Below are 17,982 nucleotides of genomic sequence, written 5' to 3'. Positions count from 1 at the left end.
CTGAGTGGCGGCGCCCGTCTCCTCCGGGCGCCGTCTTCCCATAATCAAAGACAGCGAGGTCGGCCATGACGAATGGCAATCGCAGGCTGGACATCGTCCTGATCCTGGGCGCGGTCGCATTGACCCTTCTGCCCTGGTATCGCATCGAGAACGGCTTCTTCGGGTTCGGCTGGCTGGCCGGTTTCCCGCTTTCCACCGAGGCCGCACCCGGTCTCGTCCAGATCGCGGCGCATGGCCGCCTGTGGCTCGCGGCCGTCGTGCTGCTCCTTCTCATCGCCGGTGCGGCGCGCGGCATGGCGGACCCGATGCGCCGCGGCGCCGTGCTGGCCTGGGTGGGGGCGATCGGCGTCCTGTTCCTCGCGCTCCAGGGGCTGGCCATCGGCTTTTCCGGCTGGACATGGGCGATCAGCGAAAGCCTGTTCGGCCCGCTTGCCGACGGCCAGTCCTCGATGGGGGCGGGCGCGGTGCTCTCCGCCATCACCTTCGTCCTGATGTTCTCCTTCGGCCTTGCCGAGCGGGGCGTCATGAAGGGCGATGCCTTCGTCGTCAGCTCGATCTCGCTGCTCGTCTTCCTGGTCGCGGTCTTCGTCTTCTATCCGATCGGCAGCATGTTCATCGGCTCGGTGCAGGATTTCGACGGCTCGTTCAATCCCGACAATTTCATCCGCAACCTGCAGGATCCGAGCATCTGGAGCCTCAATTGCGTCATCGGCGCGGGCCGATGCGGCGTCGCCTGGCGCACGCTCTGGCTCGCCATCATGACGGGCCTCGGCTCCACGCTGCTCGGCCTAGCCTTCGCGCTGGTCGCCACCCGCACGCAGTTTCCCTTCAAGAAGGGCCTGCGCCTGCTGACGATCCTGCCGATCATCACGCCGCCCTTCGTCATCGGCCTTGCGCTGACGCTGCTCTTCGGCCGCGCCGGCGTGGTCACGCAGGGGCTTTCGAGCCTCCTCGGCATCGAGCCCGGCCGCTGGCTCTACGGGCTCACCGGCATCTGGATCGCGCAGGTCCTTTCCTTCACGCCGATCTCCTTCCTCGTCCTGATCGGTGTCGTCGAGGGCGTCAGCCCGTCGATGGAGGAGGCATCGACCACGTTGCGCGCCAACCGCTGGCGCACCTTCTACCGCGTCTCGCTGCCGCTGATGAAGCCGGGCCTCGCCAATGCCTTCCTCATCGGCTTCATCGAGAGCATGGCCGACTTCGGCAACCCGCTGGTGCTCGGCGGCAGCCATGGCGTGCTCTCGACGGAAATCTTCTTTGCCGTCGTCGGCTCGCAGAACGATCCGTCCCGCGCCGCCGTGCTCGCCATGGTGCTGCTCTTCTTCACGCTCTCGGCCTTCCTGGCCCAGCGCGTCTGGCTCTCCGGCAAGAATTTCGCCACCGTCACCGGCAAGGGCGACAGCGGGGCGCATATCGCCCTGCCGAAGGGGCTTTCCATCGCCGTCCATTCGGTGGTCATTCCGTGGGGCCTGTTTACGCTGGTCATCTACGGCATGATCCTCGTCGGCGGTTTCGTGAAGACCTGGGGCCTCGACAATTCGCTGACGCTCGACCACTACATCAAGGCCTTCTCGATTACCTTCGACGGCGGCATCGCCTGGACGGGCGTCGCCTGGAACTCGTTCTGGACGACCATGGAGATCGCGCTTCTTTCCGCCCCGCTCACCGCCGCGGTCGGCCTGCTGACGGCCTATATCATCGTGCGCCAGAAGTTCGCCGGGCGGAACGTCTTCGAATTCGCGCTGATGATGAGCTTCGCCATTCCCGGCACGGTCATCGGCGTCAGCTACATCATGGCCTTCAACCTGCCGCCGCTGGAAATGACGGGCTCGGCGCTGATCCTCATCGCCTGCTTCGTCTTCCGCAACATGCCGGTCGGCGTGCGCGGCGGCATCGCGGCGATGAGCCAGCTCGACAAGAGCCTCGACGAGGCCTCGCTGACGCTGCGCGCCGGCAGCTTCCGCACGATCCGCAAGGTCATCCTGCCGCTGCTGCGCCCGGCCATCACCGCTGCGCTCGTCTATTCCTTCGTGCGCGCCATCACCTCCATCAGCGCAGTCATCTTCCTCGTCAGCGCCGAATACAACATGGCGACGTCCTACATCGTCGGCCTCGTCGAGAACGGCGAATACGGCGTGGCGATCGCCTATTCCTCCATGCTGATCGTCGTGATGATCGCGGTCATCGCCGTCTTCCAGCTTCTCGTCGGTGAACGGCGGCTCAGGCGCGAGAACCGCGTCGCCGGCCTCACCCCGTCCTCTTCCTCCCGTCAGGAGAAAATCGCATGATCAATCCCAAAGCCGGTTCCGTCACCTTCGAGAATGTGAAGAAGACCTTCGGCGCCTTCACCGCGATCCCGGACCTGTCGCTCACCATCGAGCCCGGCACGCTCGTCACCCTGCTCGGCCCCTCCGGCTGCGGCAAGACGACGACGCTCAGGATGCTCGCCGGCCTGGAGCACCCGACCGCCGGGCGCATCCTCATCGGTGGCAAGGACGTCACCATGCTGCCGGCCAACGAGCGCGACGTCTCGATGGTTTTCCAGTCCTATGCGCTCTTCCCGCACATGAGCTCGCTCGACAATGTCGCCTATGGCCTCGAATCCTCCGGCCTCTCGCGCAGAGAAGCGCGGGAAAGGGCGGAGGAGGGGCTGGCGCTCGTAGGCCTCGCCGGCATGGGCCACCGCCTGCCGGCCGAGCTTTCCGGCGGCCAGCAGCAGCGCGTCGCCGTCGCCCGCGCGCTGGTGCTGGAGCCGCAGGTGCTGCTGCTCGACGAGCCCCTGTCGAACCTCGATGCGCGCCTGCGCCGCAAGGTGCGCACGGATATCCGCGAGCTCCAGCAGCGCCTCGGCTTCACCGCCGTCTATGTCACGCACGACCAGGACGAGGCGCTCGCCGTCTCCGACCGCATCATCGTCATGAAGGACGGCGAGATCGCCCAGTCAGGCGCCCCGCGTGAACTTTACGAGGCGCCCGCCTCCTCCTTCATCGCCGATTTCATGGGCGAGGCCAATGTGATCGCCTGCGAGGTGATCGGCATCGAGAACGATGAGGCGAAGGTCCGCGTCGGCGGGTTCGAGCATCGCGTGCCGGCCGGGCGGGCAAAGCCCGGCGCGGCGAACCTTGCCGTGCGGCCGGGCTCGGTGACGCTCACCGAAGGGCGCGGGGAGGGGCTTTCCGGCCGCATCCTGCATTCGGCCTATCTCGGCGACCATGTCGAATACGAAGTCGAGACCGATGTCGGCACGCTCTTCATCGTTGACCACGCCGTCGACCGCATCCTGCCCGCCGCGGCGGATGCCACGCTGCAGTTCAAGAACCGCGGCATCGCCCTCATCAATACCTGACACCATTGCAAGGAATAAACGCATGACGTCGCAAGAGACGGCCCTCGACAAACGCTTCGCCCTCGCCAAGCTTCTCGCGCAGGAGGGCGGGGCGATGGCGCTCGACTACTTCAACCGGCGCGATTCCCTTGTCATCGAGACCAAGCGCGACCTTCAGGACGTGGTCTCCATCGCCGACCGCAACGTGGAGAAACTGATCCGCGACCGGGTCGAGGCCTTGTTCCCGGAAGATGGCTTCCTCGGGGAGGAGTTCGGCCTGACGGCGGGCACGTCGGGCTATACATGGGTCGTCGACCCCATCGACGGCACGGCGCCTTTCGTCAATGGCATGCCGAACTGGTGCGTCTCGGTCGCCGTGCTGCACGAGGGCGTGCCGGTCGTCGGCGTCATCGGCGCGCCTTGCCATGGCGAGCTCTATGCCGCCGCCGCCGGTAGGGGGGCGAAGCTCAACGGCAAGGTCCTGACGCTCGATCCTTCCCGTACCATCGAGAACGCCCTGACCGGCATCGGCGCCAACAGCCATGTCACGCCCGAGGTCGTCGCCGACATCGTCAGCCGCCTGCTGCAGGCGGGCGGCAACTTCATTCGAAACGGTTCCGGCGCGCTGATGCTGGCCTATGTCGCCGCCGGCCGGCTCGTCGGCTATTACGAGCCCTACATGCATGCCTGGGATTGCCTTGCCGGCTATTGCCTCGTCAAGGAGGCAGGCGGCTGGTATCACCCCTTCCCGACGGAAGGCGAGCGGCTGACGAAGGGGTCCCCCGTCGTCGCCGCAGGGCCGGGCGCGCGCGCCGCGCTCGCGAAGCTGGCGCAACTAGGCTGAAAACTGCCTACCCGGCCCGGAGAGGAACGATAATGCATCAACGGTTCGCCATCATCGCGGATCCGCATCTGCACAATGTGCGCGGCAACTATCGCGGGGGCCGCATCGCGGCCGACCGCCTGCCCGGCGGGATGGAACTGCGCACGCTCGCCGACACGGTCCAGTCGACGCGCCTCTTCAACGAAAGCGAGGCGGGCTTTCGCGCGGTGCTCGACGACATCGCCGCGCGCGGCATTCGCCATGTCATCGTCGTCGGCGACTATTCCGACGACGGGCAGGACGAAAGCGTCGCGGCCTCGCTTGCGCTGATGCAGTCCTATGCCGACCGTTTCGGCATGCGGTTCTTCTCCACCGTCGGCAACCATGACGTCTACGGCTATTCCGGCCGTAGCCTCGACCGGAGCTTCCTGCTCGATGACGGCGGCTCCTTCCTGGTCTCCGGGTCGCGGCCGGATGGCGAAGGCGTGCTGTTCAATCCCGCCATGCGCTGCCGCTCCTATGCGGAGAGCCTGCCGCGCGGGCTCGGCTTCTTCCGCGACGGGACGGAACTCCACTGGGAAACGCCATTCGGCGCGTCCGACGATCTTGCGGACAGGCAATACACCCTGTCCTCGCCGGACAGCCGCCACGAGCACCGTTTCATCGATGCGTCCTATCTGGTCGAACCGGTCGAGGGCGTCTGGCTGCTTTCCATCGACGGCAATGTCTTCGTGCCGCGCGACGGCGATTTCGACCTTGCGGAGGAGGCCTTCGATGACAGCACGGATGCCGGCTACAACGCGCTGGTGGCGCACCGGCCCTATCTGTTGGCCTGGATCGCCGATGTCTCCCGGCGGGCCGAGCGGCTGGGCAAGCGGCTGATTTCCTTTGCCCATTATCCCGCCGTCGACCCGTTCGACGCGACCCTGGAAGATGAGCAGCGGCTGTTCGGGCGGACGATCTTCGTGCGCCGCACGCCCTCGAAAGACACCGCCGCGCTGCTCGCGAAAGCGGGCCTCCGGCTGCATTTCAGCGGGCATCTGCATATCGACAACGTTTCGCGGCAGGATGGCATCGTCAATGTCGCCGTGCCTTCCACCGCCGGCTATCCCGGCGGCTACCGCCTGCTGACGCTTCACGACGACGGAGCCGAGCTCGAAACCATACGCGTTACGGGCCTTGCCCTCGATCCGGCAATCCTCTCGGCCTATCGCCGGGAGGCGGAACAAAGCGGCCTCGATGTCGGCGACCTGCTGGATGCCGGCGATTTCGGCGCCTTCGCCATCCGGCACCTGCGCGAGATCGTCCATCACCGCTTCTTCGCGAAGGAATGGACGCCGGAAGCCCGGGCCGCCATAAAGCGCATGACGCTGGCGGACATCGCGCGTGAAGGAGCGGGCGTTGCACTTTCCCCGGAGCAGGGCGCGCGGTTCGCGGCCATCCCCGCCATGCGGCTGGTCGAGGCGATCTATATCGCCCGCCACAACGCCGCCTGGCGCCTGGAGATGCCGGAGGACGAGCGCGCGACCCTCGACGCGCTGCTGGATATCTGCGGCATGCCGGCCGGCGAGGGCCTCGCCGCCAGCCTCCTGCGGATATTCCGCCGGCACTTCCGGAAGGACGATTTCCGTCGCCTCACTTTCTCACACGACTGGGAGATCGTGACCGGATCACCGGAAACCGACGCCATCAGGATTGCCCGTTAGGCCGGCAGTCAGGAACAACAAGCTGATGGAAGAGGGGAAACATCGCGCTCGCCCGGCGAAATCCGCGGCTGCGCCCGCGTCGTGGCCTGATCTTCTTTCGCCGGTCTTGCAAAGCGCAAATCCGAAAGGGTACTGATCGATATCGGCGGGCAGGGGGATGGCCTCCACCCAACGTGCAGATCCGAAGGTGGCAAAGCATGGAAATTCTGACGGCGGCCGGCCTCACGGCGCTCTTGCAGGTCATTGCGATCGATCTCGTGCTGGCGGGCGACAATGCGGTGGTCATCGGCCTGGCTGCGGCCGGCCTGGAGCCCACCCAGCGCAAGAAGGCGATTCTCGTCGGCATTCTTGCAGCGACGGTCCTCCGCATCATCTTCGCCACGGTCGCCGTGCATTTGCTGGCGATCATCGGGCTGCTGCTCGCCGGCGGCCTGCTCCTGCTCTGGGTCTGCTGGAAGATGTGGCGCGAACTGCGCGGCGGGCACGAGGAAGGCGAGGACGGCGCCACGTCCGAGGGCGCCCCGCGAAAAACCTTCTTCCAGGCCGCGACGCAGATCGTCGTCGCCGACGTCTCCATGTCGCTCGACAACGTCCTTGCCGTCGCCGGCGCGGCACGCGAGCATCCGGGCGTCCTCGTCGTCGGCCTTGCGCTCTCCATCGCGCTGATGGGCATCGCGGCCAACTTCATCGCCCGCCTGCTCAACAAGCATCGCTGGATCGCCTATATCGGCCTTGCGATCATCCTCTATGTCGCGCTCGACATGATCTATCGCGGCGCGCTCGAAGTGATGCCCTACCTTCCGGCGACCTGACCCTTCCGCCGTGGCCGGCATGGCCGCGGACACGATGTCCGGTTTCTGCGGCCTGCGCGCGGGATGCTTTCGGCCGGCTTTCGGTTGCCGCGCGAAGCGAACCGGGACAGTCGCCGAAGGGGGATTGTTTTCCCCATCAGTATTATGATTGTATTGCGGAAATGGCATCGGCGCATCGATCCCGTGCCGGGGCCTTCAAGCACAATCAAAATGGGGAACCGAAATGAACAGGGAAAAGATCAATTCGCGTATTCGCCCGCTGCTCGCCGGCGCGGCCTTCACGCTGCTGCTGGCCACCGGCGGCACGGCGCCCGCCTTTGCCGAGACGCCGGCCGATACGCTCGTCCAGGCCTGGGCCATCGACGACACGATCACGCTCGATCCGGCCGAATCCTTCGAGCTGACGCCGGCCGAGTTCATCGGCAATGCCTATGACATGCTCGTGCGCCTCGACATTGCCGACACGACCAAGGTGAAGGGCGGCGTCGCCGAAAGCTGGACCGTCTCCGACGACGGCCTCACCTATACGTTCAAGCTGAAGCCGGGCATCAAGTTCGCCTCCGGCAATCCGCTCACCGCAGAGGACGTCGCCTGGTCCTTCGAGCGCGTCGTCAAGCTCGACAAGAGCCCCGCCTTCATCCTCACCCAGTTCGGCCTGACCGGCGACAACGTCGCGGAAAAGGCGAAGGCCGTGGACGAGGGCACCTTCGTCTTCACCGTCGACAAGCCCTATGCGCCGAGCTTCGTGCTGAACTGCCTCACCGCGACCGTCGGCGCCGTGCTCGACAAGAAACTGGTGATGGAGCACGCCGAATCCACCAAGCCGAGCGACGACTACAAGTATGATACCGATTTCGGCTATGCTTGGATGAAGACCAACTATGCCGGCTCCGGTCCCTTCAAGATCCGCGACTGGCGCGCCAACGAGATCGTCGTGCTGGAGCGCAACGACAACTACTATGGCGAAAAGCCCGCGCTCACCCGCGTCATCTACCGCCATGTCAAGGAAAGCGCGACCCAGCGCCTGATGCTGGAAGCCGGCGACGTCGACGTCGCCCGCAACCTGGAGCCGGGCGACCTCGACGCCGTTTCCAAGAATGCGGACCTGACGACAGCCAGTGCCCCCAAGGGCACGGTCTATTACATCAGCCTCAACCAGAAGAACGAGAAGCTGGCGAAGCCCGAGGTGCGCGAGGCCCTCAAGTATCTCGTCGACTACGACGCGATCGGCGCGACGCTCATCAAGGGCATCGGCGAGATCCGCCAGACCTACCAGGCCAAGGGCGTGCTCGGCGCGCTCGATGCGAGCCCCTACAAGCTCGATGTCGCGAAGGCCAAGGAACTGCTCGAGAAGGCCGGCCTGAAGGACGGCTTCTCCGTCACCTTCGACGTGCGCAACACGCAGCCGGTGACGGGCATTGCCGAGTCCTTCCAGCAGACCGCCGGCCAGGCCGGCGTCAAGGTCGAGATCATTCCCGGCGACGGCAAGCAGACCCTGACCAAGTACCGCGCCCGCAATCACGACATGTATATCGGTCAGTGGGGCATGGACTATTGGGATCCGAATTCCAACGCGGAAGCCTTCACCTCGAACCCGGACAATGGCGACGACGCCTCCGTCAAGACGCTCGCCTGGCGCAATGCCTGGGACATTCCGGAGCTGACGGAGCAGAGCAAGGCCGCCCTTCTGGAGCGCGATTCCGACAAGCGCGCCGAGATGTACAAGAAGCTCCAGCAGGAGGCGCTGGACACCAGCCCCTTCGTGATGATCTTCCAGCAGATCGAGGTCGCCGGCGTTCGCGGCAAGGTCAAGGGCTACACGCTCGGCCCGAGCTTCGACTCCAACCCGCTGGCCCCCGTCAGCAAGGAATAGGCCAAAAGGACGATTTCCTTGAGCATGTCTGACACGGTAAAGCCGGCAGGGCGCGCCAAACGGCGCGCCTATGCGAGGCTCAAATCGATTGCCGGCTTCCTCTTGGTCGTCGCCACGACCTATCTCGGCCTGCTCGCCGTCACCTTCTTCATCGGCCGCGTCGTGCCGATCGATCCGGTGCTGGCGATCGTCGGCGACCGCGCGCCGGCCCGCGTGGTCGAGCGCGTGCGGCAGGAGATGGGGCTGGACCTGCCCTATTACCAGCAGTTCTGGCTCTATATCAAAGGCGTCTTCCAGGGCGACTTCGGCACCTCCGTGCTGACCACCAATCCCGTGATGACGGACATCCGCCGCGTCTTCCCGGCGACGATGGAGCTTGCCTCCGTCGGCACCGTCATCGGCGCGGTCATCGGCATTCCGCTCGGCGTGCTGGCCGCCGTCCGGCGCGGCAGCATCGCCGACCAGGTGGTGCGCATCGTCGGCCTCATCGGCTATTCCGTGCCGATCTTCTGGCTCGGGCTTCTCGCGCTCCTCGTCTTCTATGCCCGCCTCGGCTGGGTTTCCGGCCCCGGCCGCATCGACGTCGTGTTCGAATATACGTTCACGCCCGTCACCGGCTTCTTCCTGATCGACGCGATCCTCAACCGCGACTGGGCCGCCTTCCGCGACATCGTCTCGCACATCATCCTGCCGGCCTCGCTGCTCGGCTATTTCTCCATGGCCTATATCAGCCGCATGACGCGCTCCTTCATGCTGAACGAGCTGGGGCAGGAATATATCGTTGCCGCCCGGGCGAAGGGCCTATCGGAAAGCCGCATCATCTGGGGCCATGCGCTGCGCAACGCGGCCGTGCCGCTCGTCACCGTCATCGCGCTTTCCTATGCCGGCCTTCTCGAAGGCTCGGTGCTGACGGAGACGGTCTTCGCCTGGCCGGGCCTCGGCCTCTACATCACCAATTCGCTGCAAAACGCCGACATGAACGCGGTGCTCGGCGGCACCATCGTCATCGGTTCCGTCTTCATCGCCATCAACCTTCTCTCCGACGTGCTCTACCGCATGCTCGACCCCCGAACGAGGACCCGATGAGCGAGGCCGCCATGACCCGCCGCGAATGGCTCCTGACCGACCGGCCGCAATCGCGCCTTCAGGCAAGGCTCGGCCGCGCCTATGTCGCCTGGCGGCGCTTCACCGCCAATCGGCTTGCCGTGCTCGGCCTGCTGATCATCCTCGGCCTCGTCTTCCTCGCGGTCTTCGCGCCGCTCATCGCGCCCCATTCGCCCTATGTCGGCGATCTCGCCAATGCGCGCCTGCTGACGCCGGGGCCGGGCCACTGGCTCGGAACGGATGATCAGGGCCGCGACATCCTCTCGCGCCTCATTTACGGTTCGCGCCTCACCTTGCAGGTCGTGCTGCTGGTGGCGGTCATCGCCGCGCCGCTCGGGCTTCTGGTCGGCACGGTCGCCGGCTATGCGGGCGGCTGGGTTGATGCGGTGCTGATGCGCATCACCGATATCTTCCTCGCCTTCCCGAAGCTCGTCCTGGCACTCGCCTTCGTGGCGGCGCTCGGGCCCGGCATCGGCAACGCCATCATCGCCATCGCCATCACCTCCTGGCCGCCCTATGCGCGCATCGCGCGGGCCGAGACGCTGACGGTGCGCAACTCGGATTACATCCTCGCCGTGCAGCTCATGGGCGCTTCCCCCTGGCGCATCGTGCTGCGCCATATCATGCCGCTCTGCATCTCCTCGCTCATCGTGCGCGTGACGCTCGACATGGCAGGCATCATCCTCACCGCCGCCGGCCTCGGCTTCCTCGGCCTCGGCGCACAGCCGCCGCTGCCCGAATGGGGCGCGATGATCGCCTCCGGCCGCCGCTTCATCCTCGACCAGTGGTGGGTCGCCGCCATGCCGGGCTTCGCCATCCTCATCGTCAGCCTCGGCTTCAACCTGCTCGGCGACGGCCTGCGCGATGCGCTCGACCCGCGGGGGAGCGGCCAGTGAGCGCGCTTCTGACCGTCGAGGACCTTCACGTCTCTTTCCCGACGCGCACCGGCGTCATCGAGGCGGTGCGCGGCGTCTCCTTCACGCTCGGCCGCGAGCGGCTGGGCATCGTCGGCGAGAGCGGTTCCGGCAAGTCGCAGACCGGCCGCGCCATCATGGGCCTGACCGCCGAGCACGGCGTCATCGACGCAAAACGCCTCGAATTCAACGGCATCGATCTCCTCAAGGCCTCGAAGGCCGAGCGGCGGGCGCTGCGCGGCAAGCGCATCGCCATGATCCTGCAGGACCCGAAATATTCGCTGAACCCGGTCATGACCATCGGCCGCCAGATCGTCGAGACGCTGCGCGCGCACGAGCCGGTCGGCCGGGCGGAGGCGAAAAGGCGCGCGCTCGACATGCTTGCCGCCGTGCAGATCCGCGATCCAGAGCGCGTCTTCGACCTCTATCCGCACGAGGTCTCCGGCGGCATGGGCCAGCGCGCGATGATCGCTATGATGCTCGTCGCCGGCCCGGAACTGCTGATCGCCGACGAGCCGACCTCGGCGCTGGACGTGACGGTGCAGCTCGACGTGCTCGCCATCCTCAACCGGCTGGTTGCCGAGCGCGGCATGGGGCTGATCTTCATCTCGCATGACCTGCGGCTCGTATCGTCCTTCTGCGACCGCGTCATCGTCATGTATGCCGGCCGCATCGTCGAGGAGCTGCCGGCCGAGAAGCTCTCGGAGGCGCAGCACCCCTATACGCGCGGTCTCTTGAATTGCATGCCGCAGATCGGCGCCGACCGGCACCCGCTGCCGGTACTCGATCGCAAACCGGAGTGGCGGACATGACGCCGGCCCTTGCCATAAACGGCCTCGGCGTCGTCTACGACGACTTCGTGGCGCTCGACGATGTCAGCCTCTCGGTCGCGCCGGGTGAGTCCTACGGGCTCGTCGGCGAATCCGGCTCCGGCAAGTCGACGCTGCTGCGCGCCGTGGCCGGCCTTGCGCCGGTCTCCCAAGGCACGATCACCGTGGATGGCGCGCCGCTCGGCAACAAGCGCGATAAGGCCTTCTATCGCAAGGTCCAGATGGTCTTTCAGGATCCCTACGGTTCGCTGCATCCGCGCCAGACCGTCGACCGCCTGCTCCTCGAACCGCTCGCCATCCACGGTTTCACCGATACCGAAAACCGCATCGTTCGGGCACTCGACGAGGTGGGCCTCGGCTCCGCCTTCCGCTTCCGCTATTCGCACCAGCTTTCCGGCGGCCAGCGCCAGCGCGTGGCGATCGCCCGCGCGCTGATCCTCGAACCCTCGATCCTGCTGCTCGACGAGCCGACCTCGGCGCTCGACGCCTCGGTGCAGGCCGAGGTGCTGAACCTGCTCGAACAGCTCCGCGCTGCCCGCAAGCTCACCTTCGTCATGGTCAGCCACGACCTCGCCGTCGTCACCCATATGTGCGACCGGCTGATGGTGATGCGGAACGGCCGTGCCGTGGAAGAGCTGACCGCCGCCGACCTTGCGGCCCGCAGGGTGACGCAGGACTATACGCGCGGCCTGCTTGCCGCCAGCGAAGGCTTCCGGCGCACCGGCTGAGTCACGGAACGCAAGCGATCCCGCTATTTGCTGTTGACGTCCGCCCGCCTTGCCATCGGCCGGGCTTTGCGCAAGATGGCGCCGTGGAACGAAGCAGAGGGGACGAGGTGAGCGCAGGAAAACCCTCGGGGACGAAGCAGGCCGCCGGACGCATGACGCGCGAAGCCTGGATCGAGGCTGGCGTCGAGGCACTGGTCGAAGAGAGCATCGGGCACGTCAAGATCCAGGTCCTGGCGAAGAAGCTCGGCGTGTCGCGCTCCAGCTTCTACTGGTTCTTCACGGATCTGCAGGCGCTGCAGCGCGCACTGCTGGACCATTGGCTGCGCAAGAATACCGGCCCGATCATCGAGCGCGCCCTGCGCCCGGCTGCATCAGCCAATGAAGGCGTCTGCCATATCTTCGAGTGCTGGGTCGATCCCGCGCTTTTCGATCCTCCGCTGGATGCCGCCGTTCGCGCCTGGGGGCGCATCGACGCCACGGTGCGCGCGGTCGTCGAGCAGGCGGACGATCAGCGGATCGACGCCATAAAGCGGATGTTCCTGCGCTACGACTATCCGGAGGAAGAGGCCTTCACCCGGGCGCGCGTCCTCTATTTCACGCAGGTCGGCCATTTCACGCTCGGCATCGGCGATAGTCGCGACGAGCGCCTCAGCCACCTCCGCTCCTATCTCCTGACCTTCACCGGCCGCCCGGCCACGGAAGGCGAGGTGGAGGATTTCACTGCCGTGATGCGCCGGCTGCTGCCCGACGGCTGATTTCCGTTCACCTCTGTACAGACGATTTCCCCAGCCCTTTGCACTCGCGTGGAAGGAGCGCGGATGTTTTCCGAGCCCCAATGGACATTTATGTACAGAGAGGATAAGAAATTCATCCAACGACAGGCGCGGGCCTGTCGGGAGGGGGATTCATGAGGAAAAATCCGACCGTCGCTTTCTCGGCGAAGCGGCTCCATCCTGCAAAGGATGGAGTGCGATGACGCGGCATTACTCGGCACTCTCGCTCTTCAAGGAAGGGCTTGCCGGCCAGAAAGGCTGGCAGCAGGCGTGGCGCTCGCCGCAGTCGAAGCCGCGCTACGACATCCTCATCATCGGCGGCGGCGGGCATGGGCTGGCGACGGCCTATTATCTCGCCAAGGTCCACAATATCCGCAATGTCGCGATCATCGAGAAGGGCTGGCTCGGCGGCGGCAATACGGGGCGCAACACGACGGTCGTGCGCTCCAACTACTTCTTCCCCGAGAGCACGGCGCTCTATGAAATGGCCCTGAAGCTCTATGAAGGGCTCGGCCGCGACCTCAACTACAATATCATGCTTTCCCAGCGCGGCATCATCACGCTCGCCCACAGCGAGGCGGAGATGGAGATGGCGGCGCGCACCGTCAATGCCATGCAGATCAACGGCACGGATGCCGAGCTCTTCGGCATCGAGGACGTGCGCCGCGTGCTGCCGCTGCTCGACATGTCGCCCGATGCGCGCTACCCGGTCTTCGGCGGCGTCTGGCAGGGCAGGGCCGGCACGGCGCGGCACGATGCGGTCGCCTGGGGCTATGCGCGCGCCGCCGACCGGCTGGGCGTCGATATCATCCAGTCCTGCGAGGTCGAGGAGTTCCTCATCGAGGGAGGGCGATGCCGCGGCGTGAAGACGAGCCGCGGCGAGATCCGCGCCGAGCGGGTCGGCATGGTCGTCGCCGGCCATACGTCCCACCTTGCGGCCAAGGCCGGCTTCCGCCTGCCGATCACCTCCTATGCCTTGCAGGCCTGCGTTTCCGAGCCGATCAAGCCGGCGCTCGACACGGTCGTCCTGTCGCCGGCCACCGGCACCTATGCCAGCCAGTCGGACAAGGGCGAACTCGTCATCGGCGGCGGGCTCGACCGCGTTCCCTCCTACGGCCAGCGCGGCAACCTGCCGATGCTGGAAACGGTGATCTCGGGGCTGCTGGAAATGTTCCCGAGCTTCCGGCAATTGCGGTTGATGCGGCAATGGGCCGGCATCGTCGACGTCACGCCGGACTCCTCGCCGATCCTCGGCGAAAGCCCGCTGCCCGGCCTCTTCCTTAATTGCGGCTGGGGGACGGGCGGCTTCAAGGCGATCCCCGCGGGCGGCACGCTGCTCGCGCATCTCCTCGCCACCGGCAAACACCACGACGTCAGCCGCCCCTTCGATCTCGACCGCTTCGCCTGCGGACGGCTGATCGATGAGGCTGCCGGCTCCGGCATCGCGCATTAGGAGGACCGGATGCAGCTTTTCCCATGCCCCTTCTGCGGGCCGCGTTCCGAGACGGAATTCCACTTCGGCGGCGACGCCGGCAACCACCGCCCGGAAGGCTTCCGCACCGTCACGGACGGTGAATGGACCGCCTATCTCTACGAGCGGAACAACCTGCGCGGCGCGGCAAACGAGATCTGGATGCACATGACCTGCGGCGAAGTGTTCCGCATGGAACGCGACACGGTGCACCACGGCATTGCACGGTCCTTCGCGCTGACGGAAGGAGGCGGCGATGACGGCTTGGCGCACTGAAGGCGGGACGGCCATCGACAGGACGCGGCCGTTGCGTTTCACCTTCGACGGCAAGATGGTGGAGGGTTTTGCGGGCGATACCGTCGCCTCCGCGCTGCTGGCGGGCGGCGTTTCCGTCCTCGGCCGCAGCTTCAAGTATCACCGCCCGCGCGGTCTCTGGGGCGCCGGCGTCGAGGAGCCGAACGCGCTGGTCGATATCGCCGGTGCCATGCCGAACACGCGGGCGACGCAGGTTCCGGCTGCCGATGGCCTTGCCGTGCGCAGCGTCAATGCCGATCCGAGCGCCGAGAAGGATCGCCACGCCTTCCTCGATGCCTTCTCGCGCTTCATCCCGGCAGCCTTCTACTACAAGACCTTCATGTTCCCCGACTGGCACCTGTTCGAGCCGCGTATCCGGCAGATGGCCGGCCTCGGGACGCTGGACGCCGGCTTGCGCGAGCCGTCCTTCGCCGAACAGGTCAACCATCATTGCGACGTGCTGGTCGTCGGCGCCGGGGCCTCGGGCTTGCTCGCGGCGCGCAAGGCTCTGCGGGCCGGCCGGCGGGTCGTGCTTTGCGACGACGGGCGACAGGTGGGGGGCAGCCTTCTTCATCGCGCGGCGACCATCGAGGGCAAGCCGGGAGTGGAATGGGCTGCGGATGTCGCGGCGGAACTCGTGGAGGCAGGCGCGCTGGTGCTAACGGGCACCACGGCTTTCGGCATCTACGACCACCGTCTCGTCGGCCTCAGCCAGAAGGGCGCGGATGGTGCGCCGGACCGGCTCTGGCGGGTCCGCGCCGGGTCCATCGTGCTCGCCACCGGCGCCATCGAACGGCCGCTGCCCTTCGGCAACAATGATCTGCCGGGCATCATGTCGGCGGAGGCCGCGCTCGTCTATCTCCGCCGCTTCGGCGTCGTCGCCGGGCGGAAGATCGTCGTCGCCACCAATAACGGCCTTGCCTATGAGGTAGCGGAAGCGCTGGCGGACGCCGGCGCCGAGGTCACCGTCGTCGACTATCGCCCCGATGCCCCGACGTCCGCTGGGCTGCGGGTGCTGAAGGGGCTCACCGTCGTCTCGGCGAGCGGTCGCGGCACCGTCAGCGCCGTCCGGCTTTCCGACGGCAGCCTACTGGAGGCGGATGCGGTACTCGTTTCCGGCGGTTTCACACCGACGGTGCATCTCTATTGCCAGGCTCAGGGCAAGCTCGACTGGCGCGACGACATTCTCGCCTTCGTGCCCGGCCGGCCGGTGGAGGGCGTCGAGGTGGTCGGGGCCGCGGCTGGCGATTTCGGTCTTCCGGCAGAGCTTGCGAAGGGGGCGGCCTGCGATTTCGGCATCGTCGCCGCATGGCCGAAGCCGGGTGCCAAGGAGCGGGTCTGGATCGACCTCCAGAACGACGTCACCGCCAAGGACGTGGAATTGGCCGTCCGGGAAAACTTCGTCTCCGTCGAGCACCTGAAACGCTATACCACGCTCGGCATGGCGACCGACCAGGGCAAGACCTCGAATGTCAACGGCCTCGCGCTGATGGCCGAGATCACCGGCCGCCGTATTCCCGAAGTCGGCACGACGACCTATCGCCCGCCCTTCACCCCGGTTCCGCTCGCCTCCTTCGCGGGCGCCCGGTCCGGCACGCTCATGAACCCGCTGCGCCGCCTGCCGCTCGAAAGGGAGCACCGGGCGGATGGCGCCGTCTTCCGCGAATATGGCGGCTGGCTGCGGCCGGCCTATTATGGCGAAGGCCCCGCAGAAGTCCGCATCCAGGCCGAGGCCATGGCTGCACGCAATGGCATTGCGCTCTTCGACGGCTCGCCCCTTGGCAAGATCGAGGTCCTCGGTCCGGATGCCGCGACATTCCTCGACTTCATCTATTACAACACCGTCTCGACGCTTTCGCCCGGCCGTTGCCGCTACGGCTTCATCCTCAGCGAGGCCGGCAATATCTATGACGACGGCGTGCTGGTGCGCCTCGACGAGAACCGCTTCGTCGTCTCCTGCTCCTCCTCCCATGTCGCTGGCGTGCATGCCCTTCTGGAGGAATGGCGGCAGGACCGTTTCGACCGCAGCCGCATCTTCATCCACAATGCGACGGCGGAAATGGCGACGCTGACGGTATCCGGCCGCGAGGCGCCGGCGCTGATCGCCGCGCTCGGCCTGGACGCGGCGCTCGACGATGCGGCCCTGCCGCATATGGGTGTCGTCTCCGGCGCCTTCGATGGTGTTCCGGTGCGGATCGCCCGCGTCAGTTTCACCGGCGAACGGTCCTACGAGATCTCCGTTCCGGCCGACCATGCCGCCGCGCTCTGGTCGCGGCTGCGGCGCGAGGGCGAGGCTTACGGCGCGACGCTGCTCGGCCTCGAAGCGCTCATGATCCTGCGCGCGGAAAAGGGCTATGTCGTCATCGGCAAGGACACGGACGGAACGAGCCGGCCGATGGATTTCGGCCTTGCCGCGCCGCTGGAAAGAAAGAAGGTCGAGTTCATCGGCCGCCGTTCGCTGATCACCGAGGATGCCGCGCGGGCCGATCGCCGGCAGTTCGTCGGGCTCGAGGCAGTAGACGGAAAAGGTGCACTGCCGACCGGCGCGCACGGTATCGAGCGGGCGTCGAGCAGCCTGCGCAGCACGGGCTATGTCACGTCGAGCTATTTCAGCCCCGCGCTCCAGCGGCCGATCGCGCTCGGCCTCATCGAGCGCGGCCTTTCGCGCATGGGCGACGTCATCGAATTGCAGCATCTGAAGGAGGTGCGGCACGCCCGCATCGTCGCGCCCTGCGCCTTCGATCCGGAAGGAGGCCGCCTCCATGCTTGACAATTCCCGCAAATGGCGGCCGGAACCCGACTGGGCGGAAGCGCTGCTCGCCGCGCCGTCGCTCCGCATCCGCGCCGTCACCGGCCTGCCGCAGCATCTCGTCAGCGGCAATATCGAGCGCTTTCTCGCCCGGCACGGCCTTGGCACCGACATCGGCGCCTTCGGGCTTGCCTCCGGCGGGCGGTATGCGGTGCGCGTTGCCCGCGACCGACTGCTCGCCGTGGGCGTTCCGGCCTCCGAATGCCCGGCCGGATGGCACGATGAGGGCTATGCCGTGACGGCGGTCGGCTCGGCGCTGCGCGTCCTCGAAGCGCGCGGGCAGGGTGTCCGTGACCTCATCGCCCGCGCGACGGCTGTCGATCCCGATAATGGCGCCCCCTGTGCGGCCTTGCAGTTTTGCGGCCTGACATGCAGTGTCTATTTCCACGGGGATATGCAGACATTGCGCATCCACGTGGACCGGGGACTTGCCGCTTATCTATGGGAATGGATGGAACGCCAGCCGCTGCTTTCGAGCAGGGCCGGCGGGGGCTGAGGAGAACCCGGTTTCGAACAAGAA

At 66.5% G+C, this 17,982-nt stretch carries 15 protein-coding genes; all 15 read left to right on the top strand.

Annotated elements, in window-relative coordinates:
• Window positions 1-65: 65 nt before the first annotated feature.
• Window positions 66-2,288, top strand: coding sequence for an ABC transporter permease (locus ACZ48C_RS19540; protein WP_464783741.1), 2,223 nt, complete (start codon window positions 66-68; stop codon window positions 2,286-2,288).
• Window positions 2,285-3,346 carry an ABC transporter ATP-binding protein gene (locus tag ACZ48C_RS19535; protein ID WP_424548248.1) on the top strand — a complete coding sequence of 354 codons (1,062 nt, stop codon included), beginning with the start codon at window positions 2,285-2,287 and terminating at the stop codon, window positions 3,344-3,346. The genes ACZ48C_RS19540 and ACZ48C_RS19535 overlap by 4 nt, the downstream gene beginning before the upstream one ends.
• Before the next feature lie 22 nt (window positions 3,347-3,368).
• Entirely contained in the window at window positions 3,369-4,169 is an 801-nt protein-coding gene (locus tag ACZ48C_RS19530; RefSeq protein ID WP_464783740.1) for an inositol monophosphatase family protein, read from the top strand.
• 32 nt (window positions 4,170-4,201) lie between these two features.
• Window positions 4,202-5,854 carry a metallophosphoesterase family protein gene (locus tag ACZ48C_RS19525; RefSeq protein ID WP_464783739.1) on the top strand — a complete coding sequence of 551 codons (1,653 nt, stop codon included), beginning with the start codon at window positions 4,202-4,204 and terminating at the stop codon, window positions 5,852-5,854.
• A 197-nt stretch (window positions 5,855-6,051) separates the two neighbouring features.
• Window positions 6,052-6,666, top strand: coding sequence for a TerC family protein (locus ACZ48C_RS19520; RefSeq protein WP_318912545.1), 615 nt, complete (start codon window positions 6,052-6,054; stop codon window positions 6,664-6,666).
• A 223-nt stretch (window positions 6,667-6,889) separates the two neighbouring features.
• Window positions 6,890-8,539, top strand: coding sequence for an ABC transporter substrate-binding protein (locus ACZ48C_RS19515; RefSeq protein ID WP_464783738.1), 1,650 nt, complete (start codon window positions 6,890-6,892; stop codon window positions 8,537-8,539).
• A gap of 24 nt (window positions 8,540-8,563) precedes the next feature.
• Entirely contained in the window at window positions 8,564-9,625 is a 1,062-nt protein-coding gene (locus tag ACZ48C_RS19510; RefSeq protein WP_464783960.1) for an ABC transporter permease, read from the top strand.
• On the top strand, window positions 9,622-10,539 hold the full coding sequence (gene nikC, locus ACZ48C_RS19505; RefSeq protein WP_464783737.1) for a nickel transporter permease: 918 nt from the start codon (window positions 9,622-9,624) through the stop codon (window positions 10,537-10,539). The genes ACZ48C_RS19510 and nikC overlap by 4 nt, the downstream gene beginning before the upstream one ends.
• Window positions 10,536-11,369 carry an ABC transporter ATP-binding protein gene (locus tag ACZ48C_RS19500; protein WP_464783736.1) on the top strand — a complete coding sequence of 278 codons (834 nt, stop codon included), beginning with the start codon at window positions 10,536-10,538 and terminating at the stop codon, window positions 11,367-11,369. The genes nikC and ACZ48C_RS19500 overlap by 4 nt, the downstream gene beginning before the upstream one ends.
• The gene (locus ACZ48C_RS19495; protein WP_464783735.1) at window positions 11,366-12,115 is read left to right on the top strand and encodes an ABC transporter ATP-binding protein; all 750 of its coding nucleotides are present in this window, start codon (window positions 11,366-11,368) and stop codon (window positions 12,113-12,115) included. The genes ACZ48C_RS19500 and ACZ48C_RS19495 overlap by 4 nt, the downstream gene beginning before the upstream one ends.
• Before the next feature lie 83 nt (window positions 12,116-12,198).
• Window positions 12,199-12,870, top strand: coding sequence for a TetR/AcrR family transcriptional regulator (locus tag ACZ48C_RS19490; RefSeq protein WP_464783734.1), 672 nt, complete (start codon window positions 12,199-12,201; stop codon window positions 12,868-12,870).
• A 217-nt stretch (window positions 12,871-13,087) separates the two neighbouring features.
• The gene (locus ACZ48C_RS19485) at window positions 13,088-14,341 is read left to right on the top strand and encodes a sarcosine oxidase subunit beta family protein (RefSeq protein ID WP_464783733.1); all 1,254 of its coding nucleotides are present in this window, start codon (window positions 13,088-13,090) and stop codon (window positions 14,339-14,341) included.
• 9 nt (window positions 14,342-14,350) lie between these two features.
• A complete protein-coding gene (locus tag ACZ48C_RS19480) occupies window positions 14,351-14,635 on the top strand; it encodes a sarcosine oxidase subunit delta (RefSeq protein ID WP_464783732.1) in 285 nt (94 codons plus the stop codon).
• Window positions 14,616-17,423, top strand: coding sequence for a 2Fe-2S iron-sulfur cluster-binding protein (locus tag ACZ48C_RS19475; RefSeq protein ID WP_464783731.1), 2,808 nt, complete (start codon window positions 14,616-14,618; stop codon window positions 17,421-17,423). Before ACZ48C_RS19480 ends, ACZ48C_RS19475 begins: the two co-directional genes overlap by 20 nt.
• Window positions 17,416-17,958: a hypothetical protein gene (locus ACZ48C_RS19470; protein ID WP_464783730.1), complete on the top strand. Its 543-nt coding sequence runs from the start codon at window positions 17,416-17,418 to the stop codon at window positions 17,956-17,958. Before ACZ48C_RS19475 ends, ACZ48C_RS19470 begins: the two co-directional genes overlap by 8 nt.
• Window positions 17,959-17,982: the final 24 nt, after the last annotated feature.

Source organism: Shinella sp. 1A1 (assembly GCF_055379515.1).
Note: the sequence above shows the minus strand (reverse complement) of the source record. Positions and strands in the feature narration are given on the sequence as shown.

Excerpts from the sequence above, each read along its gene's own strand:
- ACZ48C_RS19540 (WP_464783741.1), top strand. The coding sequence starts at position 66 with ATGACGAATGGCAATCGCAGGCTGGACATCGTCCTGATCCTGGGCGCG.
- ACZ48C_RS19535 (WP_424548248.1), top strand. The coding sequence starts at position 2,285 with ATGATCAATCCCAAAGCCGGTTCCGTCACCTTCGAGAATGTGAAGAAG.
- ACZ48C_RS19530 (WP_464783740.1), top strand. The coding sequence starts at position 3,369 with ATGACGTCGCAAGAGACGGCCCTCGACAAACGCTTCGCCCTCGCCAAG.
- ACZ48C_RS19525 (WP_464783739.1), top strand. The coding sequence starts at position 4,202 with ATGCATCAACGGTTCGCCATCATCGCGGATCCGCATCTGCACAATGTG.
- ACZ48C_RS19520 (WP_318912545.1), top strand. The coding sequence starts at position 6,052 with ATGGAAATTCTGACGGCGGCCGGCCTCACGGCGCTCTTGCAGGTCATT.
- ACZ48C_RS19515 (WP_464783738.1), top strand. The coding sequence starts at position 6,890 with ATGAACAGGGAAAAGATCAATTCGCGTATTCGCCCGCTGCTCGCCGGC.
- ACZ48C_RS19510 (WP_464783960.1), top strand. The coding sequence starts at position 8,564 with ATGTCTGACACGGTAAAGCCGGCAGGGCGCGCCAAACGGCGCGCCTAT.
- nikC (WP_464783737.1), top strand. The coding sequence starts at position 9,622 with ATGAGCGAGGCCGCCATGACCCGCCGCGAATGGCTCCTGACCGACCGG.
- ACZ48C_RS19495 (WP_464783735.1), top strand. The coding sequence starts at position 11,366 with ATGACGCCGGCCCTTGCCATAAACGGCCTCGGCGTCGTCTACGACGAC.
- ACZ48C_RS19485 (WP_464783733.1), top strand. The coding sequence starts at position 13,088 with ATGACGCGGCATTACTCGGCACTCTCGCTCTTCAAGGAAGGGCTTGCC.
- ACZ48C_RS19480 (WP_464783732.1), top strand. The coding sequence starts at position 14,351 with ATGCAGCTTTTCCCATGCCCCTTCTGCGGGCCGCGTTCCGAGACGGAA.
- ACZ48C_RS19475 (WP_464783731.1), top strand. The coding sequence starts at position 14,616 with ATGACGGCTTGGCGCACTGAAGGCGGGACGGCCATCGACAGGACGCGG.
- ACZ48C_RS19470 (WP_464783730.1), top strand. The coding sequence starts at position 17,416 with ATGCTTGACAATTCCCGCAAATGGCGGCCGGAACCCGACTGGGCGGAA.